At 64.8% G+C, this 26,507-nt stretch carries 26 protein-coding genes; 9 read left to right on the forward strand and 17 right to left on the reverse strand.

Annotation, left to right across the window (positions count from 1 at the left end; translation table 11 throughout):
- From EN738_RS03365 to EN738_RS03380, 4 genes are all read left to right on the forward strand, one after another.
- On the forward strand, positions 1 to 348 hold a 348-nt coding region (locus tag EN738_RS03365; protein WP_145966824.1), incomplete at its 5' end, for a helix-turn-helix transcriptional regulator.
- Between the two features lie 108 nt (positions 349 to 456).
- Positions 457 to 936 (forward strand): carboxymuconolactone decarboxylase family protein, encoded by a 480-nt coding sequence (locus tag EN738_RS03370; RefSeq protein WP_127282447.1) that lies wholly within the window; start codon positions 457 to 459, stop codon positions 934 to 936.
- 84 nt (positions 937 to 1,020) lie between these two features.
- Positions 1,021 to 1,383, forward strand: coding sequence for a nuclear transport factor 2 family protein (locus EN738_RS03375; protein ID WP_127282448.1), 363 nt, complete (start codon positions 1,021 to 1,023; stop codon positions 1,381 to 1,383).
- Positions 1,384 to 1,431: 48 nt separating this feature from the next.
- Positions 1,432 to 1,746, forward strand: coding sequence for a hypothetical protein (locus tag EN738_RS03380; RefSeq protein ID WP_127282449.1), 315 nt, complete (start codon positions 1,432 to 1,434; stop codon positions 1,744 to 1,746).
- A gap of 66 nt (positions 1,747 to 1,812) precedes the next feature.
- Here EN738_RS03380 and EN738_RS03385 read toward each other — a convergent pair whose 3' ends face one another.
- From EN738_RS03385 to EN738_RS03430, 9 genes are all read right to left on the reverse strand, one after another.
- The gene (locus EN738_RS03385) at positions 1,813 to 2,514 is read right to left on the reverse strand and encodes a hypothetical protein (RefSeq protein WP_127282450.1); all 702 of its coding nucleotides are present in this window, start codon (positions 2,512 to 2,514) and stop codon (positions 1,813 to 1,815) included.
- Positions 2,515 to 2,698: 184 nt separating this feature from the next.
- Positions 2,699 to 3,184 carry a nuclear transport factor 2 family protein gene (locus EN738_RS03390; protein ID WP_127282451.1) on the reverse strand — a complete coding sequence of 162 codons (486 nt, stop codon included), beginning with the start codon at positions 3,182 to 3,184 and terminating at the stop codon, positions 2,699 to 2,701.
- A 45-nt stretch (positions 3,185 to 3,229) separates the two neighbouring features.
- A complete protein-coding gene (locus EN738_RS03395; protein ID WP_127282452.1) occupies positions 3,230 to 4,657 on the reverse strand; it encodes a gamma-aminobutyraldehyde dehydrogenase in 1,428 nt (475 codons plus the stop codon).
- Between the two features lie 102 nt (positions 4,658 to 4,759).
- Positions 4,760 to 5,575 carry an ABC transporter permease gene (locus EN738_RS03400; RefSeq protein ID WP_127282453.1) on the reverse strand — a complete coding sequence of 272 codons (816 nt, stop codon included), beginning with the start codon at positions 5,573 to 5,575 and terminating at the stop codon, positions 4,760 to 4,762.
- Entirely contained in the window at positions 5,565 to 6,533 is a 969-nt protein-coding gene (locus EN738_RS03405; protein ID WP_127282454.1) for an ABC transporter permease, read from the reverse strand. Before EN738_RS03405 ends, EN738_RS03400 begins: the two co-directional genes overlap by 11 nt.
- A 223-nt stretch (positions 6,534 to 6,756) precedes the next feature.
- Entirely contained in the window at positions 6,757 to 7,755 is a 999-nt protein-coding gene (locus EN738_RS03415) for an ABC transporter ATP-binding protein (RefSeq protein WP_127282455.1), read from the reverse strand.
- 169 nt (positions 7,756 to 7,924) lie between these two features.
- Positions 7,925 to 9,079: an ABC transporter substrate-binding protein gene (locus EN738_RS03420; protein ID WP_127282456.1), complete on the reverse strand. Its 1,155-nt coding sequence runs from the start codon at positions 9,077 to 9,079 to the stop codon at positions 7,925 to 7,927.
- 220 nt (positions 9,080 to 9,299) lie between these two features.
- Entirely contained in the window at positions 9,300 to 10,211 is a 912-nt protein-coding gene (locus EN738_RS03425; protein ID WP_127282457.1) for a LysR substrate-binding domain-containing protein, read from the reverse strand.
- A gap of 74 nt (positions 10,212 to 10,285) precedes the next feature.
- The gene (locus EN738_RS03430; RefSeq protein ID WP_127282458.1) at positions 10,286 to 11,059 is read right to left on the reverse strand and encodes a DeoR/GlpR family DNA-binding transcription regulator; all 774 of its coding nucleotides are present in this window, start codon (positions 11,057 to 11,059) and stop codon (positions 10,286 to 10,288) included.
- Positions 11,060 to 11,462: 403 nt separating this feature from the next.
- Here EN738_RS03430 and EN738_RS03435 point away from each other — a divergent pair, with 403 nt between their 5' ends.
- Both EN738_RS03435 and EN738_RS03440 read left to right on the forward strand, forming a co-directional pair.
- Positions 11,463 to 12,350: a phosphotransferase family protein gene (locus EN738_RS03435; RefSeq protein WP_127282459.1), complete on the forward strand. Its 888-nt coding sequence runs from the start codon at positions 11,463 to 11,465 to the stop codon at positions 12,348 to 12,350.
- Positions 12,347 to 14,788 carry an FAD-dependent oxidoreductase gene (locus EN738_RS03440; protein WP_127282460.1) on the forward strand — a complete coding sequence of 814 codons (2,442 nt, stop codon included), beginning with the start codon at positions 12,347 to 12,349 and terminating at the stop codon, positions 14,786 to 14,788. The genes EN738_RS03435 and EN738_RS03440 overlap by 4 nt, the downstream gene beginning before the upstream one ends.
- Positions 14,789 to 14,792: 4 nt before the next feature.
- Here the strand turns inward: EN738_RS03440 and EN738_RS03445 are convergent, their stop codons facing one another.
- A complete protein-coding gene (locus tag EN738_RS03445; RefSeq protein WP_127282461.1) occupies positions 14,793 to 15,425 on the reverse strand; it encodes a class I SAM-dependent methyltransferase in 633 nt (210 codons plus the stop codon).
- Between the two features lie 110 nt (positions 15,426 to 15,535).
- Here EN738_RS03445 and EN738_RS03450 point away from each other — a divergent pair, with 110 nt between their 5' ends.
- Positions 15,536 to 16,438, forward strand: coding sequence for a phosphotransferase family protein (locus tag EN738_RS03450; protein WP_127282462.1), 903 nt, complete (start codon positions 15,536 to 15,538; stop codon positions 16,436 to 16,438).
- A gap of 18 nt (positions 16,439 to 16,456) precedes the next feature.
- Here EN738_RS03450 and EN738_RS03455 read toward each other — a convergent pair whose 3' ends face one another.
- Both EN738_RS03455 and EN738_RS03460 read right to left on the reverse strand, forming a co-directional pair.
- A complete protein-coding gene (locus EN738_RS03455; RefSeq protein WP_127282463.1) occupies positions 16,457 to 17,380 on the reverse strand; it encodes a DMT family transporter in 924 nt (307 codons plus the stop codon).
- An 83-nt stretch (positions 17,381 to 17,463) separates the two neighbouring features.
- Positions 17,464 to 18,744, reverse strand: coding sequence for an amidohydrolase family protein (locus EN738_RS03460; protein WP_127282464.1), 1,281 nt, complete (start codon positions 18,742 to 18,744; stop codon positions 17,464 to 17,466).
- A 183-nt stretch (positions 18,745 to 18,927) separates the two neighbouring features.
- Here EN738_RS03460 and EN738_RS03465 point away from each other — a divergent pair, with 183 nt between their 5' ends.
- Entirely contained in the window at positions 18,928 to 20,682 is a 1,755-nt protein-coding gene (locus EN738_RS03465; RefSeq protein ID WP_127282465.1) for an ABC transporter ATP-binding protein, read from the forward strand.
- Between the two features lie 123 nt (positions 20,683 to 20,805).
- Here EN738_RS03465 and ilvD read toward each other — a convergent pair whose 3' ends face one another.
- Positions 20,806 to 22,650, reverse strand: a complete 1,845-nt coding sequence (gene ilvD / locus EN738_RS03470) for a dihydroxy-acid dehydratase (RefSeq protein ID WP_127282466.1) — start codon at positions 22,648 to 22,650, stop codon at positions 20,806 to 20,808.
- A 245-nt stretch (positions 22,651 to 22,895) separates the two neighbouring features.
- Between ilvD and EN738_RS03475 the strand changes: the two genes are divergently transcribed.
- A complete protein-coding gene (locus tag EN738_RS03475; RefSeq protein ID WP_127282467.1) occupies positions 22,896 to 23,366 on the forward strand; it encodes a VOC family protein in 471 nt (156 codons plus the stop codon).
- A gap of 86 nt (positions 23,367 to 23,452) precedes the next feature.
- On the opposite strand, the gene EN738_RS03480 is transcribed toward EN738_RS03475, so the two are convergent.
- From EN738_RS03480 to EN738_RS03495, 4 genes are all read right to left on the reverse strand, one after another.
- Entirely contained in the window at positions 23,453 to 25,045 is a 1,593-nt protein-coding gene (locus EN738_RS03480; RefSeq protein WP_127282468.1) for a peptide chain release factor 3, read from the reverse strand.
- 104 nt (positions 25,046 to 25,149) lie between these two features.
- Positions 25,150 to 25,392 (reverse strand): DUF1127 domain-containing protein, encoded by a 243-nt coding sequence (locus EN738_RS03485; protein ID WP_127282469.1) that lies wholly within the window; start codon positions 25,390 to 25,392, stop codon positions 25,150 to 25,152.
- An 84-nt stretch (positions 25,393 to 25,476) separates the two neighbouring features.
- A complete protein-coding gene (locus tag EN738_RS03490; RefSeq protein WP_127282470.1) occupies positions 25,477 to 26,010 on the reverse strand; it encodes a hypothetical protein in 534 nt (177 codons plus the stop codon).
- Positions 26,011 to 26,026: 16 nt separating this feature from the next.
- Positions 26,027 to 26,308, reverse strand: coding sequence for a DUF4242 domain-containing protein (locus tag EN738_RS03495; protein ID WP_127282471.1), 282 nt, complete (start codon positions 26,306 to 26,308; stop codon positions 26,027 to 26,029).
- Positions 26,309 to 26,507 lie beyond the last annotated feature (199 nt).

Here is a 26,507-nt window from a genome sequence, read left to right on the forward strand (position 1 = left end):
GACCTCACCGTCGGCTCGGGGCTGCATTTCACTGAGGCCGGCCGCATCAGCCTCGACGAGCTGGACGAGCCGCTGCCGGTGGTGCACGCGACCTCGGAACAGCATCTGGAACCAGCCTGCCGGCCGAAGGCCAGGCCAGCCGAGCCGGCGACGCTGACGGCGCGGGAAAGCGAGGTGGTGAACCTGATCGCCGACGGAAAGAGCAACGCTGCGATCGCCGCAGAGCTCAGCCTCAGCGAACACACGGTCAAGCGTCACGTCGCCAACATCCTGCTCAAGCTCGACCTGCCGTCGCGGGCGGCGGCGGCGGCGTTTTCGGCCAGGCACACTGGCCCGGACGGGCCATGAGAGCCATGGCGCTTTTGGGCGAAGCGGCGCGGCGCGGCAGAGCGCTAGGATTTTCTTCATGCAGGCCAGGCGGATTTCGCCGCGAAGCACCTGCCAATGGAGGATGAGATGGAGAAGTCGAACCGGACACTCAAATCGCTGGTGATCGCGGCAGGCATTGGCGCGATCTTCACGCTTGCTCCCGCCAAAGCCGAAGACGCCTCGGCCACCGCTGCCTACAAAGACATCCAGGCGACGCTCGGTTCAGTGCCCGACATGTTCAAGACGCTGCCTGACGTGGCGGTCGCCGGCGCCTGGGCCGAGATCAAGGGCGTGCAGCTCAATCCCAACACCGCTCTCGACGGCAAGACCAAGGAGCTGATGGGGCTTGCGGTGGCGGCGCAGATCCCCTGCCAATACTGCATCTATTTCCACACCGAGGCGGCCAGGCTAAACGGCGCGAGCGACGAGGAGATCAAGGAGGCGATCGCGATGGCGGCCATCGTGCGCCACTGGTCGACGATGCTCAATGGCAGCCAGGTCGATCTCGCCACCTTCAAGAAGCAGACCGACGACGTATTCGCCGCCGTCAAGGCGAAGTCGCAGTGAGGAATGCGTCTGCCCGGCGCTTGAGCCGGGCAGCGCCCCCGATCAATCGAACGTCCCGCCTTACGGCGGGCCATGGAGGAGAAAATGTTGACCAAGACTCAACTGGTGGACGGCGCTGCCATCAAGAAGGCAATCGAGGGCCGTGACGGCAAGCTGCTGGCGAGCTTCTACACCGACGACGCGCTGGTGCGGGTGATCGACCGCAACAATCCGCCGAGCAAGCCGCGCGAAATCCGCGGCCGCGCGGCGATCACCACCTTCTGGGACGACATCTGCAGCCGGGCGATGACCCATAAGGTCGACACCACCATCGCCGATGGCGACAACCTCGCCTTCACCCAGGCCTGCGCCTATCCCGACGGCACCAAGGTGTTCTGCGCGGCGATGCTGGAGCTCAAGGCCGGCAGGATCGCGCGGCAGACCGTGGTGCAAGCCTGGGACGAGTAAGCAAGCAGATCAACAGCGGCTGGGCCGCAAACTCGCAGGAGAACGACAATGTTCAGCGCCAGATGGCAGATCGACGCCAAGTTCGGCCACAAGCAGACCGTGCTCGACATGATGCGGCAATGGGAACGCGACGTCGGCTCGCAGGTCGGCATCTCAGATCTGAACTTCCAGATCATGACCGGATCGATCGGCGCGCATGAATCGAGGATCGAGTCGCACCACCAAGTCGAAAGCCTGGCCCAGCTGGAAGCGTTCTTCGCCAAGCTCGGCAAGATCGAAGCGCACGCCAAATGGGGCAAGGCGCTGGAGCCCTATGTCGTGTCGGGCACCAATGTCTGGCAGATCTTCCGGATCGTCGAATAGCGGCGGCCCCAATCGGCATGCCTGTCGCCCGCAACCGCTCCGGGGCGACAGACGTTGGTCCGGCCGTCAGCCCTTGCGGCCGAAACTGCTGCGCTGCCCCGAAAAGCGCGCCTCCCTGGCCAGCCCCGCTGCCGCCTGGCGGCCGGCCGGGCCCTGATTGGGCAGGGTGGCCTGCTTGGCCAACGCCGCAGCGATCACGGCGTCCGCCTGGCGGGCGCGCTCGGCGGCATTGCCTCCCGGCAAGCCTGCGGCCGCGGCATTGGCGGACGACGGCCGCAGGCGCCTGAACGCGAGGAACAGGAGCAGGGTGCCGAGCGCCGCCGCGCCGGCGGCCAGCATGACACGCGTGCCGGTCATTCCGGCCCGCTCGATCTGTGTCGCCTTCGCGGGATTCTGAACAACCACGAGCTTGTCGCCAACCTGCGGCTCACGGCCTCCGCTCTTGTTCAGGTCCATGGTCGCCTCGACGGCGTCCGCGCCGGCGCCGACGCGCAAGATGCCGGTGAATTTCTGTTTCACCGTCCATTCCTTGTCGGCATGGACCGACTTGAATGCTTCCACCAATTCGCATGGGATCGAGGCGCTGCTGACTGTCTTGTAGACGATCCTGTGCTGGGTCGATTCCATCAGGCATTCGACCGTGACCGCCGTGATTTCGGCCGGCACCTGCGGCCAGCCGCTCTTGGCGATGATGTCCTTGGCACAGAAGAAGGCGACCAGCAGGCAGAAGCCGCCGATCATTGTCAGCTTGATCTTCGAGACAGTCATGCGCGAACCCCCTCGCTGCGTGGTTTCCCGTCAGCGAAGCTGCTCGCACAGGTTGAATATTCAGTAAATCGGCAACCGTCGCCACGCGGCGGCAGTTCAACAGACTTAACGGATGACAACCGGTGAACTGAATACTTTAAGGATGGCAGTCCCGCCGCCATCCTTTTTTGCCCGAAGCCGCAACCTACATCAGGCCTAGCTGCTTGTAGAAACCGAGCGCATCGTAATAGTCGCTCTGGGTTGCGATCTTGCCGTCCTTGAGTGAAAACATCGAGGCCCCGGTGAAGGAGAACTTCTTGCCGGTTGCGGCGGTGCCGTCGGCCCAGGGGCCGGTGTTGGTGCCGGAAAACTCCCATTCGAAGGAGGCGCGGTCGCCCTCGATCACAGGCGCGCCCTTCATCGTCCAGACGGCGTCGGGGACGGCCTTGAGGAAATTGTCGATGACGCCGGTCTTGGCCGCTTCCTTGCCCTTGACGGGGGTGCCGACCGACGCGTCGTAGTAGGTGACGTCGTCGGCGAAATAGCCGGCGGCCTTGGCGGAATCATGAGCGTTCCACGCGGCGAGGTATGCTTCGATAACCGACTTCGCGCTGTCGTCGGCAAAGGCCGGCGCGACGGCAAGGAGCGTGGCGGCAATGGCTGCTGATGTCAGAAACTGGCGGCGATGCATCTTCTTCCTCCCTGGTTTTGAATGGTAGGTTCCCTGCGAATGGCGCTAGCCGTGGGCCACCATGACATGGCGGACGGCGGTGTAGTCCTCCAGCGCGTAGAGCGACATGTCCTTGCCGTAGCCGGACTGCTTCAATCCGCCATGCGGCATCTCGTTGGTCAGCATGAAGTGGGTGTTGATCCAGGTGCAGCCATATTGCAGGCGGGCAGCCGTCGCCATGGCGCGCGACACGTCCCTGGTCCACACCGACGAGGCCAGCCCATAATCGCTGTCGTTTGCCCAGTTCACTGCTTCGTCGACCTCCGAGAAGCGCGTGACCGAGACAACCGGGCCGAACACCTCGCGGCGCACGATCTCGTCCTCCTGCAGCGCGCCGGCAACGACCGTCGGCTGGTAGTAGAAGCCCGAGCCCTCGCCCGGCTTGCCGCCGGTGGTGATCTCGATGTGCTTCAGTTCCGAGGCGCGCTCGACGAAGCTCGACACGCGGTCGCGCTGGCGGCGCGAGATCAGCGGGCCAATCTCGTTCTCGGTGTCGTCCGGCCGGTTGTACTTGATGGTCGAGACGGCGGAGGAGAGGTCGGCGACCAGCTTGTCGTAGACCTTCTTGCCGGCATAGATGCGGCAGGCGGCGGTGCAGTCCTGGCCGGCATTGTAGTAGCCGAAGGCGCGCAGGCCGCTGACCACGGCGCCGAGATCGGCGTCGTCGAAGACGATGACCGGCGCCTTGCCGCCGAGCTCGAGATGCGTGCGCTTGACCGACTTGGCGGCCGCCTGCAGCACCTTCTTGCCGGTGGCGACATCGCCAGTAATCGAGATCATGTTGACCTTGGCATGGTTGATCAGCGCGTTGCCGACGCTTTCGCCACGGCCGAGCACGACATTGACGACACCTTCCGGCAGGATCTCGGCCAGGATCCTGGCCAGCTTCAGCGCCGTCAGCGGCGTCTGCTCGGACGGCTTGAAGACGACGGTGTTGCCGCCGCCGATCGCCGGCGCCAGTTTCCAGGCCATCATCATCAGCGGATAGTTCCAGGGCGCGATCGAGGCGACGATGCCGATCGGGTCGCGCCGGACCATCGAGGTGTGTCCGGGCAGGTATTCACCGGCGACCTGGCCGGGCATCGAACGGACGGCGCCGGCAAAGAAGCGGTAGCAGTCGACGATCGCCGGAATCTCGTCATTGAGCACGGAGTTGATCGGCTTGCCGCAGTTCAGCGCCTCGAGCGCAGCGAATTCCTTGGCCTCGGCCTCGATGCGGTCGGCGATCTTCAGCAGATAGCCGGAGCGCTGCGCCGGCGTGGTGCGCGACCAACTGAGGAACGCTTGTTCGGCGGCACTGACAGCAGCCTCGATCTGCGCCGGGCTGGCTTCAGGCAGGCTTAGAATGGTCGCCCCCGTCTTTGGATTGAGGATCGGCTCCTCGGTCTCGGTGCCCTTCTCGAAGGTCGAGCCGATCAGCATCTGGGTGTCCATAAGATTTCTCCTTGATCAGCGAGTAGCGAATAGCGAGTAGCGAATAGGTTGGCGGTCGACTTTTCCCTTATTCGCTATTGGCTATTCCCTATTCGCTGTTCTTCATTTGCCCGAACCAGCGATCTGGTCGCCGTCGCGGGTCAGGTAATACGCAAAGAGGATCGGCAGCAGCGTCACCAGAACCACGACCATGGCCACGACATTGGTGACCGGACGCTGGCGCGGGCGGATCAGCTCTTCGAGCATCCAGATCGGCACGGTCTGCTGCTGGCCGGCGGTGAAGGTGGTGACGATGACCTCGTCGAAGGACAGCGCGAAGGCGAGCATGCCGCCTGCAAGTAGCGCGGTGGCGATGTTGGGCAGCACGACATGCCTGAAGGTCTGGAAACCATCGGCGCCGAGGTCCATCGAGGCCTCGATCATCGAGCCGGAGGTGCGGCGGAAGCGGGCGACGGCATTGTTGTAGACGACGACGACGCAGAAGGTGGCGTGGCCGAGCACGATCGTCCAGAACGAGAAGGGGATGTCGGCGAGCGCGAAGGCCGAGCGCAGCGCGATGCCGGTGATGATGCCGGGCAGCGCGATCGGCAGGATGACCAGCAAGGAGATGGTCTCGCGGCCGAAGAAGCGCGTGCGCGAGACGGCGGCGGCGCACAGCGTGCCGAGCACCAGCGCGATCGCCGTCGAGATGGCGGCGACGCGGATCGACAGCGACAGCGCCTCCCACACATCCGGGCGGTTCCAGGTGACGGCGAACCATTGCGTGGTCAGCCCCGGCGGCGGCCAGACGAAGCTCTTTTCCTCCGTCGTGAAGGCGTAGACGAAGATCAGCAGGATCGGCAGGTGCAGGAAGAGCAGGCCGCAGGCGGCGGCGATCTTCAGGCCGAGCGGGGCGGAAGGCGAGCCGTCAGAGCGCATCGAAGGCCCCCATGCGCTTGGCGCCCCAGAGGTAGAAGCCCATGATGACGATGGGCACCACGGTGAAGGCGGCGGCGAGCGGGATGTTGCCGGCCGTGCCCTGCTGCGAATAGACGGCCTGGCCGATGAACAGGCGCGAGGTGCCGATGATCTGCGGGATGATGTAGTCGCCCAATGTCAGCGAGAAGGTGAAGATCGAGCCGGCGACGATGCCGGGCAGCGCCAGCGGGAACAGCACGTTGCGGAAGGTCTGGCCGGGCGAGGCGCCGAGATCGGACGAGGCCTCGACCAGATTGCCCGGCACGCGCTCGAGCGCCGCCTGGACGGGCAGGATCATGAACGGCAGCCAGACATAGACGAAGGCGATGAAGGTGCCGGTGAAGGACACCGACAGCGAGTTGCCGCCGACGATCGGCAGCGACAGCCAGGCGTCGAGCAGCCACAAAAGGTTCAGCTTGCCGAGCAGCCAGGTGAGGATGCCCTCCTTGGCGAGGATGAGCTTCCAGGCATAGACCTTGACCAGGTAGCTCGACCACAGCGGCAGCATGACGCCAAGGTAGAACAGCGCCTTCCAGCGGCCGCGCGCATAGCGCGCCGCGTAGTAGGCGATCGGGAAGGCGATGATCGCCGAGGCCAGCGTGACGAGCGCGGCCATCGTCACCGTGCGCAGGATGATGTCGAGATTGGCGGCCTGGAGCAGGTCGCCATAGGTCTTGAGCGTGAACTCGCGGTTGATGAGGCCCGAGAACTCGTCGATGGAGAAAAAACTCTGCGCCAGCAGGGCGAACAGCGAGCCGATATAGACAACGCCGAGCCACAGCACCGGCGGCAGCAGCATCAACAGCAGCAACAGCTTCGGCCGGCGCCAGAACAGGTCGGAGAGCGCGCCGCGCAGGCCGCCGCTGCCCGGCAGGATGGCAGGCGCGGCGGGGTTGGAGTTGAGCGCGGCGATGGTCATGGGGCCACCGTGTGTTGAACGGGATTATGGGAGAGGCCGAGATCCTTCGCCCCCCTCTCTGTCCTGCCGGACATCTCCCCCTCAAGGGGGGAGATTGGCTGTCCCTTCGGGTTTCGCCAATCTCCAACGCGGTAGAATTGGCGGGGCCGAGAAACTGCTGATCTCCCCCCCAGAGGGGGAGATGTCCGGCAGGACAGAGAGGGGGGCCTCGCGCCAACCGTCATCATGCCGGCTCGTCCATTAGATGCAGGTGGTCACGGTTGAAGGTGAGCAAGACCGCCTCGCCTTCCTCAGGCACTGCCGCGCCGGCGGGCACCACGGCGTGCAGTCGCAAGCCGTCGGCGTCGAGCGCCAGCCTCGTCGTCGCGCCGAGATAGTTGGTCGAGACCAGGCGGGCGGCAACGCCGTCGCCGCTCGCCTCGCGCGCAACACGGATGGATTCGGGGCGCAGACTGCCCCAGCGATGCTGGCCGCAATAGCGCTGGACGAAATCCGGCGGCAGCACGTTGGACGAGCCGACGAAGTCGGCGACGAAGCGTGTCCTCGGGCGCTGGTAGATGTCTTCAGGCGTGCCGATCTGCATGATCCTGCCGTCGTTGAAGACGGCGACGCGGTCGGCCATCGACAGCGCCTCGCCCTGGTCGTGGGTGACGAAGACGAAGGTGATGCCGAGCGCCTTCTGCAGCGACTTCAACTCCTCCTGCATGTTCTCGCGCAGCTTGAGGTCGAGCGCGCCGAGCGGTTCGTCGAGCAGGAGCACCTTGGGCTGGTTGACCAGCGCGCGGGCGAGCGCGACGCGCTGGCGCTGGCCGCCGGATAGCTGGCCGGGACGGCGGGCGCCATAGCCAGGAAGCCTGACCAGCGACAGCGCCTCTTCCGCCGCCTTATGGCGCTCCGGCTTGCCGACGCCCTTGACCATCAGCCCATAGGCGACATTGTCGAGGACATTCAGATGCGGAAAGAGCGCGTAGTCCTGGAAGACGGTGTTGACGTTGCGGCGGTAGGGCGGGACGCCCTCGGCGCGCTCGCCGAAAATGGAGATCGAGCCCGAGGTCGGCTGCTCGAAGCCGGCGATCAGGCGCAGGCAGGTGGTCTTGCCGGAGCCCGACGGGCCGAGCATGGCGAAGAACTCGCCGGGCGCGATGTCGAGATCGACGGCGTCGACGGCGCGAACGCTGCCGAAATGGCGGGAGACTTTTTGAAAGGATACGGCCGAGGTCATGGGCTGTCAGTCAGTTGCCGGTTTGGTTCTGTCGGATCGCGATAGCGCGCTGCTTCACCTCCCCCTCGATGGGGGGAGGTCGCGGCGAAGCCGCGGGTGGGGGTGGCTGGCACGGACCCCCACCCCGACGCTGCGCGTCGACCCTCCCCACAAGGGGGAGGGTAATGGATCACCGTCCGCCGATGACGCCGATATAGTCAGACACCCAGCGGTAATAGGGGACGCACTGGTTGTTCTCGCTGGCGCATTTCGACACCGGCGTCTTCCAGAACTTGATCTTGTCGAAATTGTCGTACCCGTTGGTCTTGCAGCCTTCGTCGCCTAGCAGTTCATTGCCCTTGCAGGCGGCGGGCACCACCGGCAGCGAGCCGAACCAGGCCGAGACATCGCCCTGAACCTTGGGCGACAGCGAGTGCTCGAGCCACATATAGGCGCAGTTCGGATGGGCGGCGTCGGCCTCCATCATGGTGGTGTCGGCCCAGCCGGTGACGCCTTCCTCCGGCACGGTCGAGGAGACCGGCTTCTTGGCGGCGACCAGCGTGTTGACCTGGTACGGCCACGAGCCCGAGGCGACGACGCCCTCGTTCTGGAAATCGTCGACCTGGATCGCGGCATCGTGCCAGTAGCGGCCGACAAGCGTGCGCTGGACGCGCAGCAGGTCGAGCGCAGCCTTGTACTGGTCCTCGGTCAGTTCGTAGGGATCCTTGATGCCGAGCTCCGGCTTGTGGAACATCAGGTAGTTGGCGGCGTCGGCGATGTGGATCGGACCGTCATAGGCCTGAACGCGGCCCTTGTTCGATTTGCCGTCAGGCAGGTTCATCTCCTCGAAGACGACATTCCAGCTCTTGGGCGCTTCCTTGAAGACGTCGGTGTTGTACATCAGCACGTTCGGGCCCCACTGATAGGGAACGCCGTAATGCACCTTGTCGACCGTGAACCAGGGGGCGTCCTTCAGCCGGTCGTCGACGCTCTTCCAGCTCGGGACGAGATCGGTGTTGATCGGCTGCACGCGCTTGCCGGCGACGAGGCGCAACGAAGCATCGCCCGACGCGGTGACGAGGTCGAAGCCGCCCTCGTTCATCAACGAGACCATCTCGTCCGACGTGTTGGCGGTCTTGACGTTGACCTTGCAGCCGCTCTCCTTCTCGAAGGAGGTGACCCAGTCATAGCCCTTGTCGGTTTCGCCGCGCTCGATATAGCCCGGCCAGGCGACGATGTTGACCTCGCCCTCGCCCTTGCCGAGTTCCTTGACCTGGGCGACGGCCTGGCCGGAGAAGGTCAGCGCGACCGTCAATGCAGTGCACGACTTCAGGAATGAATTCATCATCGATCTCCCATTTTGGCGCATGTCTCCGATAAGATCACGCGCACCCTCAAAACATTGAAGCGTCCGCCGACCAGGAAAATGGGCGGCGCTCCAAGGGGCCGCACTCTGCGGCGGCTTTTGGTTCCCTAACCGGAGGTTGCTGCGAAATTCCCGGTTTCGCAAATTCATTTATCAGAAAGCCGATATCGGTTTTTCCGATAGATAAATGCGCGAGCTTTCAGGGGCGCTGGCGGACCATGCGCTGCGACTGGGCAAGGCCGATGAAGTCGCGCGCGGCCTGCGGCAGGCTGGAGCCGCGGCGCCAGACCATGCCTACCTGGACCACCGGCAAGGCGCCGGAAATATCGCGCGATTCGATGCGGTCGCCTTCCAGCGACCATGGCCGGTAGACGAGGTCGGGCAGCAGCGCCACGCCGGCGCCGGTGGCGACGAGGCTGCGCACCGCCTCGACCGAGCGGGTGCGGAAGGCGACATGCGGCCTGGCGCCGAGCGCCGCGAGCAGCTTGCCGGTGTTCTCCTCGATCTCGTCGACGGTCAGCATGATCAGCGGCTCCGAGACGATGTCGCTGAGATCGATAATGTCGGCGCTGGCGAGTTTGTGGCTGAGCGGCACCCACAGGCGATAGGCCGAGACCTCGAGGATTTCCGACTGCAGCGCGGTGCGGTCGCGCAGGTTCGAGGTGACCATGACGGCGATATCGAGCTTGCCGCCGATCAAAAGGTGCTCGAGATAGTCGCCATTGTCCTCGATGGCCGAGACCTCGACACCGGGATAGGCGCGACGGTAGCGGGCGAGAAGATCGGACAGCACATAGCCGGCGACCAGCGAGGTGACGCCGAGCTGGAGGCGGCCGCCGGCCACCAGCTGGTCGCCGAAGAAGGCGCGGCGGGCGTCCGACACATCGGCGAGGATCTTGGTCGCGTGGCGCAGGAACTGGTGGCCTTTGTGGGTGATGTTGAGGCCGCGCGGATGGCGCTCGAACAGTTCGACGCCGAGGTCGCTTTCCAGTTCCTTGATCGCCTCGGTGACCGAGGATTGCGAGATGGAGAGGTTCTGCGCGGCGCCGGACACGGTGCCCTGCTCGGCGACGGCGACGAAGAACTGCAGCTGGCGGATGGTGAAAGCCATGGCGGGACTAAACACTGGCGCAGGGCGGAAGGAAAGCGGGCCACTTGGCGGCCCACAACATCGCTGTCCCGGTCTTAGCTGCCGTCGCCACCGGCTATGCTGATCCGCCCGCCGGCCGCGGCGAGCGCCGCGGCGATGTCGCGCGGCGGTGGCAGGTCGGTGGCGAGTTCGGAAAAGCCGTCGAAGCCGCAGACCCGGACCAGACCCTGGCGGCCGAACTTGCTTTGATCGGTGACCACCACAGAGCGCTGGCCGCGCGACAGCACCATGCGGGCGAACTCCGCCTCTTCCAGATCGTAGTCCATCAGGCCGGCGACGGCGTCGACCGCGCCGATGGAGATCACCGCGTGGCTGACGGAGAAGCGGCTGACGAAGTCGATGGCCGAGACGCCGAAGGCGGCGCCGGAATCGCTGCGCAACTCGCCGCCGGCCATGTAGACCTTGTTGCCGTTGACGGTGGCCAGCGTGCGGGCGATGTCCGACGAATTGGTGACGACGGTGAGCCGCCGGTGGCCGAGCAGCTCGCGGGCAAGGAACGAAGTGGTCGTGCCGGTATCGAGCATGACCGACTCGCCATCGCGTATGGTGGCGGCGACCATGCGGGCAATGGCGCGCTTGGCGTCGGCATTCTCGCGCATGCGCCGCTCGAACGGCGCTTCGCCCGCCATTGCCGGCAGACTGACGGCGCCGTGCATCTTCAGGATCGAGCCGTCATTGGTGAGTGGCTTGACGTCGCGGCGCACGGTCTCCAGCGAGACTCCCAGCCGGTCGGCCAGGCTGGCGATGGTGATGGTGCCCTCCTCGTTGAGGAGCCGCAAAATCTCGCCATGCCGTTTCGAATGGATCATACGGGCTTCCAGGATTTTGACCGATTCTAAGGCAATCCTGCCGTTTTTAAAGGAAGTGCTTATACTTTCGGGCAAAACACCCAAAAAAAGTCACGGCTTTTGATTGACAGCCGACCAACACTGGCGTGAGATCGAAGAAAGGTGACAGGCTCGAAAGCGCCACGGGAGGGTGATGGCAGAGCCGCAATTCACGGACCAGATCACCCGGAACGGGCCTGGTGCAAGGCATTTTCAGATCCGCGGGGGCGGATGCCGGGATCACAAACCTGGCCAAGGGGCTCGTCGGTGCGGTGCGGGATACCGGTCCTGGCGTCCCGCACCGACGAGATTTTCCCATTCCCCTCCGCCGTCGCCGCCCTGTCCGTGGCGCTTTGTCGAAGCTCAGCCTAACCAGGGATAGACCGTGACCGTCGAAGACCGCATCCGCGCCCTGCCCTGCTGGACCGGCACGATCGAGATTGAGCCGCTGCCGGGCGGCCTGAGCAACGCCAACTACCTGGTCCAGGACGCGGCCGGACGGCATGTGGTGCGCTTCGGCCAGGATTTTCCGTTCCACCACGTCTTTCGCGAGCGCGAGGTGATGACCTCGCGCGCGGCGCATGCCGCGGGCTTCGCGCCGGCCGTCCGCTATGCCGAGCCGGGCATCATGGTGACGCAGTATCTCGGCGCCAGGACCTATACCGCCGAGGACGTGCGCGCCAACATCGGCCGCGTCGCCGCCCTGATGCGCGGCTTCCACCGCGAAATGCCCAATCACGTCTCCGGCGCCGGTTTCATGTTCTGGGTGTTCCACGTCATCCGCGACTATGCGCGCACGCTGGATGAAGGCGGCAGCCGCAAGCGGGACGAATTGCCCCGCTACCTGACGCTCGCCGATGAACTGGAACGCGCGCAAAAACTGCTGCCTATCGTCTTCGGCCACAACGATCTTTTGCCGGCCAATATTCTCGACGACGGCAACAGGCTGTGGCTGATCGACTTCGAATATGCGGGCTTCAACACGGCGATGTTCGACCTTGCCGGCTCGGCCTCCAACGCCGGCCTGAGCGACGAGGAATCCTTCGCCCTGCTCACCGCCTATTTCATGAAGGAGCCCGACGATGCCATCCGCCGCTCGCATGCGGCGATGCAATGCGCCTCGCTGCTGCGCGAGGCGATGTGGAGCATGGTCTCCGAACTCTATCTTGACGCGCCCGGCATCGACTACGTCGCCTACACCGAGGAGAATCTGACGCGGCTCGACGCGGCGCTGGACCACTACCAGACCAAATACGGAAGGCTGAGCCCATGACTTTGCCCAGCCAGGCCGGGATCGTCGTCATCGGCGGCGGCATCATCGGCTGCTCGACGGCCTATCATCTGGCGCGCGACCACAAGGCCGATGTCGTGCTCCTGGAGCAGGGCAGACTGACCTCGGGCTCGACCTGGCATGCGGCCGGGCTGGTCGGCCAGCTGCGTTCGTCGGCCTCGATCACGCGCGTGCTGAAATACTCAGTCGAGCTCTACAAGGGGCTGGAGGCCGAGACCGGGCTCGCCACCGGCTGGAAGATGACCGGGTGCCTCAGGCTGGCCACCAATGCCGACCGCTGGACTGAGTTCAGGCGGCTGGCGACGACGGCGAAAAGCTTCGGCATGGACATGCAATTGCTGTCGCCGGACGAGGTGAAAAAGATGTGGCCGCTGATGGAGACCGGCGACCTCGTCGGCGCCTCCTGGCTGCCGACCGACGGGCAGGCGAGCCCCTCCGACATCACCCAGTCGCTGGCCAAGGGCGCGCGCATGCATGGCGCGAAACTGTTCGAGGAGGTGCGCGTCACCGGCTTCGCGATGAAGGACGGCCGCATCACCACGGTGAAGACCGACAAGGGCGACATCGCCTGCGACAAGGTGGTGAACTGCGCCGGGCAATGGGCCCGCCAGGTTGGCGCGATGGCCGGCATCAACGTGCCGCTGCAGCCGGTCAAGCACCAGTACATCATCACCGAGAAGATCGACGGGCTGGCGACCGACGCGCCGACGATCCGCGACCCCGACCGCCGCACCTACTTCAAGGAAGAGGTCGGCGGGCTGGTGATGGGCGGCTATGAGCCGAACCCGCAGGCCTGGACGACGGGCGACGTTCCCAACGACTGGGAATTCCGGCTGTTCGACGACGACTACGATCATTTCGAGCAGCATATGGCGCAGGCGATCGAGCGCGTGCCGGCGTTGGCCCATGCCGGCGTCAAGCAGATGATCAACGGGCCGGAAAGTTTTACGCCGGACGGCAATTTCATCCTAGGCGTGGCACCCGAATGCGCCAACATGTTCGTCGGCGCCGGCTTCAACGCCTTCGGCATCGCGTCTGGCGGCGGCGCCGGCTGGGTGCTGGCGCAATGGGTGGTCGACGGCGAGGCGCCGCTCGACCTCTGGGTCGTCGACATCAGGCGTTTTTCCAACCTGCACCGCGACCGGCAATGGGTCTGCGACCGCACGCTGGAGGCCTATGGCAAGCACTACACGATCGGCTTCCCGCATGAGGAATATCTCTCCGGCCGGCCGCGCATCGTCTCGCCGCTCTATGAACGGCTGGGCGGGCACCGCGCCGTGTTCGGTTCGAAGCTCGGCTGGGAGCGGCCGAACTGGTTCGCGCCCGACGGCGTCGAGCCGGAGGACGTCTATTCGATGGGCCGGCAGAACTGGTTCGAGGCGGTCGGCGAGGAACATCGGCATGTTCGTGAGAAGGTCGGCATCTTCGACCAGTCGTCCTTCGCCAAATACGAGATGACCGGCGCGGATGCCTTGAAAGCGCTCGACTGGATCTGCTCCAACGACGTCGCCAAGCCGGTCGGCCGGCTGACCTATACGCAGCTTCTCAACACGCGCGGCGGCATCGAGGCTGACCTGACCGTGTCGCGGCTCGGCGAGGATAGGTTCTACATCGTCACCGGCACCGGCTTCCGCACCCATGATCTGTCGTGGATCGAGGACCATGTCGGCAAGGGGCTCGACGTGGCGCTCAAGGATGTCACGGAGGATTTCGGCACGCTGACGCTGATGGGGCCGCGCGCCCGCGACGTGCTGTCGGCGGTGACGGACGCGGATGCCTCCAACACCGCCTTCCCGTTCGGCCATGCGCGCGAGATCCAGATCGCCGGCCATACGGTCAAGGCGCTGCGCGTCACCTATGTCGGCGAGCTCGGCTGGGAACTGCATGTGCCGATCGCGGCGACCGGCGAGGTGTTCGACGCGCTCATGGCGGCGGGCGAGGCGCACGGCATCCGCCCGATCGGCTACCGGGCGCTGGAATCGCTGCGGCTGGAGAAAGGCTACCGCGCCTGGGGTTCCGACATCACGCCCAACGACACGCCGCAGGAGGCTGGCCTCGGCTGGGCGGTGAAGCTTCGCAAGAACACCGACTTCGTCGGCCGAAGGGCACTAGAGGACGCCGCCGGCGAGGCGCTGAAGAAACGCTTTGCCGGCTTTACTGTCGACGACCCCGCGATCGTCCTGGTCGGGCGCGAGACCATCCTGCGCAATGGCGAGCCGGTCGGCTATCTCACCAGCGGCGGCTATGGCTACACGCTGGGCAAGAACATCGGCTACGGCTATGTGCGCAACGCCGCCGGCGTCGGCGACGATTTTCTCGCATCCGGCGACTATGAGCTGGTGGTGGCGATGGAGCGGACGCCGGCAAAGATCCATCTCGAGCCGATGTACGATCCGGCCGGGGAAAAAATCAAAGCCTAGGGCTTCAGATCACGCGCAGGACCAGGCCGCGGCTGGGCACCGTGTCGGCCTCGCCGGGCATTGAGACATAGGGCGCGGTTTCTTCGACGCGGACGACCGTGCGCCCTGCCTCGAGCGCGGCGACGCGCTTAGCAAAGCCGGCCTCCCACAGCGTGTTCTTGACCGTGAGCACGATAACCCCGCCCGGCCGGCAGATGCGGATCAACTCGTCCAGACCCTCGGCGCCGACATGGCCTGAAGTGAAGACGCCTGCCGAGACGATGCCGGCATAGGCATTGTCCGCGAAGGGCAATGGCCCACCCATCGCCAGGCAGTGAAGCGCCGTGTAGACGCCTTTGGCGGCAGCCTTGTCCAGCATGCCTTGCGAAATATCGAGCGCCTCGACCTTGGGATAGCCGGTGATGGCAAGCCATTCGCCGATCAGGCCGGTGCCGGCGCCGGCATCCAGCAGCGGCGCGGCGCCGCGCGCCAGATGGCGGGCGATCAGCGCCAGGCAGATCGTCGGATGGCGATAACCGGCCGCCGACATGTCGGCGTCGTAGGTCTCGGACCAGCGGTCGTAAAGCGCTGCCACCTCTTCCGGCCGCTTCGCCGCGTAGGCCGCGGTGAGCGGTCCAAGATGCTTGCTGTCTGCCATCTTTCTGTTGCCGCCGCCTGATCGAGTCGACTTTGATCGGATGATAGCCAAATGGCGAAAATTGTGGAACCGTTCCTCCATAAACAAGGTGAGAAGGTAAACACGGGGGCATAATGACGGACGAGGCACGCGCGGCATTGGCCGCGATTCCGGTGCTGGCGGGCTACCAGGGACCGCTGGAACGGCTCGGCGGCCTGACCAATCTCGTCTACAGGGCCGGCGATCTTTGCCTGCGCATCCCCGGCAAGGGCACCGAGGAGTATATCAACCGCGCCAATGAGGCGGTGGCGGCGCGCGAGGCGGCCAAGGCCGGGGTCAGCCCCGAGGTGCTGCATGCCGACGCCGCGACGGGCGTGCTGGTGAGCCGCTACGTCGCCGGTGCCGAGACGATGTCGCCGGAGAAGTTCAAGACGCGGCTCGGCAGTCCGGCGCGCGCCGGCGAGGCCTTCCGCAAGCTGCATTCATCCGGCGCGGTGTTTCCGTTCCGCTTCGAGCTGTTTGCGATGATCGACGACTATCTCAGGGTGCTGTCGACCAAGGATGTGGCGCTGCCCGCCGGCTATCACGACGTGGTGCGCGAGGCCGACAGCGTGCGCGCGGCGCTTGCCGCCCACCCCATTCCAATTGTCGCCTGCCACTGCGATCCGCTGTGCGAGAATTTTCTCGATACCGGTGACAGGATGTGGATCGTCGACTGGGAATATTCGGGCATGAACGATCCGCTCTGGGACCTCGGCGATCTCTCCGTCGAAGGCAAATTCGACGCCGCGCAGGACGAAGAATTGATGCTCGCCTATTTCGGCCGCGCGCCGAAGCCCGCCGAGCGCGGCCGCGTCGTCATCTACAAGGCGATGTGCGACCTTCTGTGGACGCTGTGGGGGCTGATCCAGCTCGCCAACAACAATCCGGTCGACGATTTCCGCGCCTATGCCGACGGCCGTTTCGTCCGCTGCAAGGCGTTGATGGAGACGGCGGAGTTCTCGCGGCATCTTGCGGCGATACGCAAGGGTTAGCCGCCCGAACTGCGAGCCCTAGTTCACGCCCTTCGGCACGTTCTCGGGGGGAACCACCGTCTCCACCACCTTCTGGCGATGGAAGATGAAGATGCCGGCGAGCACGACGATCGCCGAGCCGACCAGGATGCGAAGGCTTGGCACGTCGCCGAAGAAGGCCAGACCAAAGACGATCGCCCACAGAAGCAGGCTGTAGTGCAGCGGCGCCAGCGTCGAGGCCGGAGCCAGCTTCAGCGCCCTGGTGATCATCAGATGGGCGGCGCAGGAGACGACGCCGAGCAACAGCATGGCGCCGAAATCGAGCGCGGACGGTGTGCGCCAGGCGCCGATGGTCAAGACCCCGCCGACAATCAGCGTGCCGATGGTCTGCCAGGTGACGAGCGTTGTGTCGCTGGTGCCGCGCAGACGACGGCCAAGGATGATGGCGAAGCCGAAAGCGATGCTGCCGACCAGCGCAAAGCCGGAAGACATTGAGAAGGCGGCAGAGGACGGCTTCAGGATGATGAGCACGCCGCAGAAGCCGACCAGGATCGCCAGCCATCGCCGCCAGCCGACCTTCTCGCCGAGCAGCAGGTGCGACAGCGCCGCGACATAGATCGGGCCGGCCATGTAGAAGCTCATCACGTCGGCGAGCGGCAAATAGACGACCGCGGCGTAGAAGAACCCGGTATCGAGCGTGGTCGCCACGACGCGCAGGACCTGCAGCATCGGCCGGTCGAGACTGAACAGCTTGCCCGCGCCCTGGTTGGCGATCATCGGACCGAGCACGATGAAGGCGCCGATCGAGCGGATCAGCACCACCTGACCGACCGAGAAGGAGGCGACCAGCCATTTGCCCATCGCGTCGTTCAGCGCGAACATGAAATCGCCGGCCAGCATCAGGAGGATGCCGGCGAGAAGCATGTTCTTGATCGTAAAGCCACGGGCGAAAGACTGAGCCATGGCGGGCGTCCTAGCTTCAAGCCGGGGATTTGACGAGCAAAATCCCGGCAATCCGTAAGACCAGCGACGAAAATCGGCTGGTTCTAGCTCGATTTATGCCTTCGGTTGACATTTTGCGGCCTGCCCGCGATCGACAGGCGCGTTTCCTGCTTTGTCCGCTCCGCCACCACCTTGCCCCGGGCGATGACGCAGAGCCGTTCGGCGCGCAGGCGCACCGCCTCGATCGGATTGCCGGCATCGAGGACGACGAGGCTGGCGCGCTTGCCGACGGCCAGCCCGAGGTGGTCGAGGCCCATGATGGCGGCGTTGACGTTGGTGACCATGTCGAAACAGCGCGCCATGTCGGCCGGGCTCGACATCTGGGCGACATGCAGGCCCATGAAGGCGACGTCGAGCATGTCGGTGGTGCCCAGCGAATACCAGGGGTCGAGCACGCAGTCCTGGCCCCAGCCGACGAGGATGCCGAGCGCCAGCATCTCCTTCACCCGGGTCAGGCCGCGTCGCTTGGGGAACGTGTCGTGGCGGCCCTGCAGCATGATGTTGATCAGCGGATTGGGGATCGCCGCCACGCCGGCCTCGGCGATCAGCGGCAACAGCTTGGAGACGTAGTAATTGTCCATCGAATGCATGGAGGTGAGGTGCGAGCCGGCCACCCTGCCCTGCAGGCCGAGCCGCTCGGTCTCATAGGCAAGCTGCTCGATGTGGCGCGACAGCGGATCGTCGGTCTCGTCGCAGTGCAGGTCGACCATGAGGCCGCGTTTGGCGGCGATTTCGCAGAGCTCGGTTACTGAGCGCGTGCCGTCGGCCATGGTGCGCTCGAAATGCGGGATGCCGCCGACAATGTCGACGCCGAGGTCGAGCGCGCGGATGGTGTTTTGACGCGCCGTCGGCGAGCGGTAGAGCCCGTCCTGCGGGAAGGCGACGAGCTGCAGGTCGATATAGGGCGCGACGGTCTTCTTGACCTCGAGCAGCGCCTCGACCGCCAGCAGCCGGTCGTCGCAGACATCGACATGGGTGCGGATGGCAAGCAGCCCCATCGACACCGCCCAGTCGCAATAGGCGAGCGCCCGCTCGCGCACCGCCTCATGCGTCAGCAGCGGCTTCAGTTCGCCCCACAGCGCGATGCCTTCGAGCAGCGTGCCGGAGGCATTGATGCGCGGAATGCCGTAGGAGAGCGTGGCGTCCATATGGAAATGCGGATCGACGAAGGGCGGCGAGACCAGATTGCCACGCGCGTCGATCACCGTGCCTGCGGCGGCGGTCAGTTCGGGCTCGATCGCGGCGATCGTCTCGCCGGCGATGCCGATGTCGGCAACCCTTCCGTCCGGCAGCGTGCCGCCGCGCACGATCAGGTCGAAATCCATCTTCCGTCATCCCCTTGGTAGAATCAGCGCCATCGCGGCGCAAAAGGCGGTCTGCCGCAGTCGTTTCGTTCCGCAAGTGCGAAAGGTTCCATCCGGCGGCAACTCGCTCTATAAGCCGCCTCTCGCCCTCGTGGCGAATCCGAAATTCGCTCAGAGACTCCAGCCAGGCACGGGATCAGCCGTTTGTTTCGTTTCTTCCGTTCGTCGGAAAACCAGAGCCTCATCGCGAGGTTGGTGAGGGAATCCTTTCACCAACACAAGTTCGGCTATGGCGCAGCCATAGTGTCGATGCTGGTGGTGGCCGCCACGACCGCCGCCAGCGCCTGGATCCTCAGCGTAATCACCAATGAATTCGTGATCTACAAGAGAGTCGAACGCGTCAACTGGATTGCCTTTGCGGTCGCCGCAATCTTCATCGCCAAGGGCATCGCCAATTTCGTCCAGGCCTATTTCATGAGCCGGGTCGGCAACGCCATCATCGCCGACCGGCAGCGCAAGATCTATGACCGGATCCTGGCGCAAGGCATCGAGTTCTACCATTCGACCTCGTCATCCGACCTGATCACGCGCATGACCAACAACGCGCAGGCCGCACGCAGCGTCCTCGACCTCGTCGTCACATCCTATGTGCGGGACCTGGTGACCTTGATTGCCTTGGTGGCCGTCATGGTCTGGAAGCAACCGGCGTTGTCCCTGATCTGCTTCGTCGTCGGGCCGGTCGCGATCTACGGCGTCAACCGCATCCTGAAGCGCATCCGCAAGATTGCGTCGATGGAATTCCGCTCGCTCGGCCAGATCGTGCATGTGATGCAGGAGACGGCGATCGGGGTGCGTGTCGTCAAATCCTTCAACCTCGAAGGCGCGATGCGCAAGCGCATGTACAAGGCGGTCTCCGACGTCGAGAACCGCGCCAACAACATCGCCACACTGGAAGCCGCCACCAGTCCGGTGATGGAAACGCTTGCCGGGCTGGCGATCGCCGGTGCGATCTTTGTGAGCGGTTTCCTGGTTTTGCAGGGCGGTCAGATGCCGGGCAACATCATGGCTTTCATCGGAGCGCTGCTGCTGGCCTATGAGCCGGCCAAGCGCCTGGCACGCGTGCGCATCTCGCTTGAGACCGGCATCGTCGGCGTGCGCATGATGTTCCAACTCGCCGATCGGCCGCTGACCCTTTCCGAAAAGCCGGACGCCACACCGCTGCGACCGGGGCCCGGCGAGATCAGGTTCGAAGACGTAACTTTCGCCTATCCCGAGAGCGCGCCGGTCTTCAAAGACTTGAACCTCACCCTGGCGCCCGGCAAGATGACGGCGCTGGTCGGGCCGTCGGGCGGCGGCAAGTCGACGATCCTCAATCTGATCATGCGCATGTACGACCCGCAGAGCGGCAAGGTGGCGTTCGACGGCCAGGATATCTCGCATGCCACGCTCGCCTCGCTCAGGCAGAAGATCGCCTATGTCAGCCAGGACACGTTCCTGTTCGCCGGCACCGTCATGCACAACATCCGCCTCGGCCGTCAGGATGCGACCGAAGCGGAGGTGATCGCCGCCGCCAAGGCCGCCAACGCCCATGACTTCATCAGCGCCATGGCCAAGGGCTACGAGACAGAGGTCGGTGAGAACGGCTCGCTACTGTCCGGCGGCCAGCGCCAGCGCATCTCGATCGCGCGCGCCATGCTGCGCAATGCCGAAATCCTGCTGCTCGACGAGGCGACCAGCGCGCTCGATGCCGAGTCGGAAGCGCTGTTCCGCGACGCGCTGCAGCAGCTCACGGTCGGGCGCACAACCATCGTCATCGCGCACCGGCTGTCGACCGTGCATCAGGCCGACACGATCGTGGTGCTGGAGAACGGCAAGGTGCAGGAAAGCGGCCCGCACAAGACCCTGCTCAAGCAGGGCGGGCTGTATCAGAAGCTTTATGAATATCAGCTGATGCCGTGAGCTTACCCTCCCCCTTGTGGGAAGGGTCGCGGCGAAGCAGCGGGGCGGGGGTCGGCGCCGCCCCCCACCCGGACCTTCGGTCCGACCTCCCCACAAGGGGGAGGTAGGGGTCGCAGCTTAACCCTACTCCGGCACTTTCCGCACCGCACCCTTGTCGGCGCTGGTGGCGAAGGCGGCGTAGGCGCGCAGCGCGGTCGTGACCTTGCGCTTGCGCTTTTCCTCCGGCTTCCAGGCATCCGCGCCCTTGACCGCCATGGCCGAGCGGCGGGAATCGAGCTCGGCCTCGCTGACCGCCAGATGGATCTTGCGGTTCGGGATATCGATCTCGATCGTGTCGCCTTCCCGGACCAGGCCGATCAGCCCGCCTTCGGCGGCTTCCGGTGAGACATGGCCGATCGACAGACCCGACGTGCCGCCGGAGAAGCGGCCGTCGGTGATCAGCGCGCAGGCCTTGCCGAGGCCTTTCGACTTCAGATAGCTGGTCGGATAGAGCATCTCCTGCATGCCGGGGCCGCCGCGCGGACCCTCATAGCGGATGACGACGACATCGCCGGCCTTGATCTCATTGCCGAGGATCGCCTTGACCGAAGCGTCCTGGCTTTCGAACACCCTGGCCGGACCGGTGAACTTCAGGATCGACTCGTCGACGCCGGCGGTCTTCACGATGCAGCCGTCGAGCGCCAGGTTGCCTTTCAGCACGGCAAGGCCGCCATCCTTGGAGAACGGCGTCTGGGCCGAGCGGATGACGCCCGTTTCACGGTTCGTGTCGAGGTCGTCCCAGCGGCGGTCCTGGCTGAAGGCGACCTGCGTCGGCACGCCGCCGGGGGCGGCGAGGAAGAAGTCGCGCACATTCTGGCTGGAGGTGCGGGAAATGTCCCAATGGTCTAGCGCCTCGCCAAGCGTCGCCGTGTGCACCGTTGGCAGGTCACGGTTGATCAGCCCGGCATTGTCCAACTGGCCGAGGATGGCCATGATGCCGCCGGCGCGGTGGACGTCCTCCATGTGCACGTCGGACTTGGCCGGCGCCACCTTGCAAAGCACCGGCACCTTGCGCGACAGCCGGTCGATGTCTTCCATGGTGAAGTCGACCTCGCCCTCGTGGGCGGCGGCCAGGATATGCAGAACCGTGTTGGTCGAGCCGCCCATGGCGATGTCGAGCGCCATGGCGTTCTCGAAGGCGCCCTTGGAGGCGATGCTGCGCGGCAGGGCGCTTTCGTCCTCCTGCTCGTAGTAGCGCTGGGCGAGGTCGACGACGAGATGGCCGGCCTCGACGAACAGGCGCTTGCGGTCGGCATGGGTGGCAAGCGTCGAGCCATTGCCGGGCAGCGACAGGCCGAGCGCCTCGGTCAGGCAGTTCATCGAATTGGCGGTGAACATGCCCGAGCACGAGCCGCAGGTCGGGCAGGCCGAGCGCTCGATGACCTTGACGTCCTCGTCGGAGATCTTGTCGTCGGCGGCTGCGACCATGGCGTCGACGAGGTCGAGCGCCTGCGTCTTGCCGGCCAGCACCACCTTGCCGGCCTCCATCGGTCCGCCGGAGACGAAGACGGTCGGGATGTTGAGGCGCAGCGAGGCCATCAGCATGCCGGGGGTGATCTTGTCGCAATTGGAGATGCAGACCATGGCGTCGGCGCAATGGGCGTTGACCATGTATTCGACGGAGTCGGCGATCAGCTCGCGCGACGGCAACGAATAGAGCATGCCGTCATGGCCCATGGCGATGCCGTCATCGACGGCGATGGTGTTGAATTCCTTGGCGACGCCGCCCGCCTTCTCGATCTCGCGCGCCACCAGCTGGCCGAGATCCTTCAGATGGACATGGCCGGGCACGAACTGGGTGAAGGAGTTGACGACCGCGATGATCGGCTTGCCGAAATCCGAATCCTTCATGCCGGTGGCGCGCCACAGGCCGCGGGCGCCGGCCATGTTGCGGCCATGGGTGGTGGTGCGGGAACGATAGGCGGGCATGCAATTTTCCTTAGCTGGCTGGCTGCGCCCGGTGCGGTGCGCGGCGGCGCTGAATTCAGGTCGCAGGCGTTATAGACGCCGAAGCCTGGTCTGGCCACAATTTTGCGGTGCGCCAGATTTTCCAGGAAAATTCGATGCCATTGTCGGATCGCGCGCCCCGCGGCCGTCCTTGGACAGACGGCACGGAATGGCACCATTCCCGGAGTCAGCCGTTTCATCGTAAGAAGCAACCCGAGGAGCACGAGATGCAAAAGATCACCACCTGCCTATGGTTCGACGATCAGGCCGAAGAGGCGATGAATTTCTACGTGTCCATCTTCAAGAATTCGAAGGTGCTGAGCGTGATGCGTTGGCCCGAAGGCCACGCCGATGAAGGCAAGGCGCTGGTGACCACGTTCGAACTCGACGGCGTGCAGTTCCAGGCGCTCAACGGCGGACCGCAATTCAAGTTCAACGAGGCGATGTCACAGTCGATCGACTGCAAGACGCAGGAAGAGGTGGACTATTTCTGGGACAGGCTCATCGAAGGCGGAGGCGAACCGTCGCAATGCAGCTGGCTCAAGGACAAGTTCGGAGTGTCCTGGCAGGTCGTGCCGGAGCAGTTGCCGCGGCTGCTTCTCGACCCGGACAGGGCCAAGGCCGGCCGCGTGATGTCGGCGATGATGGAGATGAGCAAGATCGACATCGCCAAGATCGAAGAAGCGGCCCGTGGCTGAGTGAAATCTCAAACGCCGGCGCCGCCCCTCAACCGCCCTTCGGGCACCTTCTCCCCGTGAACGGGGAGAAGGAAAAAGGAGTGACACTACGCCGCCTTGTCGCGGACCTGGTAGTCCTTCACCGCGGCGAAGCGGATCGCCTTCCAGCGCTCGGCTTCGTAGTTGAGCGAAAAGGCGTGCTGGGCGAGGAACACCGGATCGTTGTCGAGATCGCGGGCGATGTCGCCGCGATGCGCTTCGATGAAGCGCTGCACCTCCGCCCTGTCGTCGGCCGAGATCCAGCGGCAGACGGAAAAGCGCGACATTTCGAAGTCGACCGGCAGCGTGTACTCGATGTTCAGCCGTTCCTTGAGCACGTCGAGTTGCAGAGCGCCGACGACACCGACGATGGCTGGCGAGCCGTCCTCGGGTGAGAACAGCTGCACCACGCCTTCCTCGGCCATCTGGTGCAGGGCTTCCTTCAGCTTCTTGGCCTTCATGGCATCGCCGAGGCGGACGCGGCGCAGGATTTCCGGAGCGAAGTTCGGCACACCGCGGAACAAGATCTCCTCGCCCTCGGTCAGCGTGTCGCCGATGCGCAGCGTGCCGTGGTTGGGGATGCCGACGACGTCGCCGGCGAAGGCCTCGTCGGCGGTGACGCGGGTGCGGGCGAAGAAGAACTGCGGCGCCGACAGGCTCATCGGCTTGCCGGTGCGCACCAGCTTGGCCTTCATGCCGCGCTCGAGCTTGCCGGAACAGACGCGCACGAAGGCGATGCGGTCGCGGTGGTTGGGGTCCATGTTGGCCTGGATCTTGAAGACGAAGGAGGTCATCTTCTCCTCGGTCGCCTCGACCTTGCGGCTGTCGGCCTCCTGCGCGCGCGGCGGCGGCCCGAAGGCGCCGAGCGCCTCGATCAGGTCGCGCACGCCGAAATTGCGCAGCGCCGAGCCGAAATAGACCGGCGTCAGATGGCCCTCGCGGAAGGCGTCGATATCAAGGGGTCTGCACGCTTCCCGCGCGAGTTCCAGCTCCTCGATGAAGGCTTCCCGCTCATTGTCGGGCAGCAGCCCGGCAACGCGGTTGGAATCGGGACCGTTGACCGGCGTGCGCTCCTTCTCGTCATCGCTCTTGCGCACGGCGTTCAGCGCCAGATGGTAGGTGCCCGAAAAGGTCTTGCCGCGGCCGATCGGCCAGGTGACAGGCGCGGTGTCCAGCGCCAGCTTCTGCTCGATCTCGTCAAGGATCTCGAAGGGATCGCGGCTCTCGCGGTCCATCTTGTTGACGAAGGTGATGATCGGGATGTCGCGCAGCCGGCAGACTTCGAACAGCTTCAGCGTGCGCGGTTCGATGCCCTTGGCGGCATCGATGACCATGACGGCCGAGTCGACCGCCGAGAGCGTGCGATAGGTGTCGTCGGCGAAATCCTCGTGGCCGGGCGTGTCGAGCAGGTTGAAGACATTGTCGTCATACTCGAAGGTCATCACCGAGGTGACGACCGAAATGCCGCGCTCGCGCTCGATCTTCATCCAGTCGGACCGGGTCTGGATGCGGTCCTTCTTGGCCTTGACCTCGCCGGCAAGCTGGATCGCGCCGCCGAACAAAAGCAGCTTTTCGGTGAGCGTGGTCTTGCCGGCGTCGGGGTGGGCGATGATCGCGAAGGTGCGACGGCGCGATACCGCGTTTTCGATGTCTTCTGCCAAGTCGTGGAATCCTGTCTGTGGCGCGGGCTTCTAGCAGCGCTTTTCCGGCCTGTCGACAGTTTCGGGCCGATCGGTCCGAGGCGACCGGAAATCGGCCGCGCAGATCAGTTCCACAGCCAGCCGCGACCATCCTTGCTGCCGTAGCGGGTGACCAACGCGATCTCGGAGCGATCAATGCCGATGTCGCGCAGCAGGTGGTCCGGAAATTCGTGAAGCCGCGCCCGGTCCCTGCGAATGCGGATTATGCGGGCGAAGGCGCCGACGCCGAAACGATCGATGGCCGTCACGAAGAAGCGCCAGCCGAAGGGCCGATCGATGGTGAATTCCAGTTCTTCAAGGGATGACATTGTCGTATTTCCTTCTGTTTGAACGATGGGAGATCGGGAGGGCCATACAATGACCCTCCCGATGCGGTACCGGTCTTGGCTGCGTCAGGACTGATCGTTGGCGCAGCTCACATAGGGGTTCCAGTCGGCGAACATGCCGGCCGGATTGTGCCGCCAGTGCCAGACATGCAGCTCGTAGTAGGGGTCCACCGGATGGACGCCCACGGTCGTCTTGCGCTGCAGGGTGCGGCCGAGGAACTCGGGAACGCCCTTGTCCTTCCAGTCCTTCTCGAAGACGATGTACTCCATGCCGACGAGCTGCATGGAGCCGTCCGGCTCCGGCTCGTAGGTCAGCACGTCCGGCTCGGCGAGAACGAGCTTGCCATCGCCGGCACGGCCCGGATGGATGAAGTGGACCCCCATCGTGCCGTGCTCGTCATGCGTCGTGCATTCGAAGAGCTGCTGGTAGCCTTCGGCCTTGGCGACCTCGATGTTGACGTACCTGGCCGCCATTTCCCGAGACCGGTTGAGCACCGGGTCCGGCGTATCATGGGCATCCGCGGTGCCGCAGGCGAGCGCGGAGGCCCAGATGGCGCCGGACAACGCCGTGCCGAGGACGAGATTTGCGAAGAGTTTCACCACCGGTCCCTCCCCGTCAGGCGCTGGCGTGCGCCGTCGTCGGATCGAACAGGCGCTTCACCTGCGTGATCTTGGTGGCCGGGAAGCCGCTCATCTTGGCGTGGCGCTGGATGATCGCCTCGTCCTTGGCGAGATAGACGCAGAAGGTCTTGTCGTCGGTGACGAACGACTCCACCCACTGGATTTCGGGACCAAGTTCGGCGAGGACGGCGTTCGAGGCCTTGGACGCGTCGCGGAGCTGCTCGCGCTCAAAGGTGCCGACCTTGGGAATGTCCCGTTCGATGATGTACTTCTGCATTTTCGTAGTCTCCTCATCTTGGCTTCAAAAGCCGGCTGGCGGCCCGACCAGGTCGCTGCCGGTGACATGCCTGGGGTTGCTGGGCTAAAGTGCCGCTTGGCTCGCCAGGCACGGGAAGAATGACAGGAGGGGCGGCCGACAGTCCTTACGCCGCGCTTATCTTCTCCTGATCCTTTGCCCATTGTCGTTGGAGGGAATG

Source organism: Mesorhizobium sp. M4B.F.Ca.ET.017.02.2.1 (assembly GCF_003998955.1).
GTDB lineage: Bacteria > Pseudomonadota > Alphaproteobacteria > Rhizobiales > Rhizobiaceae > Mesorhizobium > Mesorhizobium abyssinicae.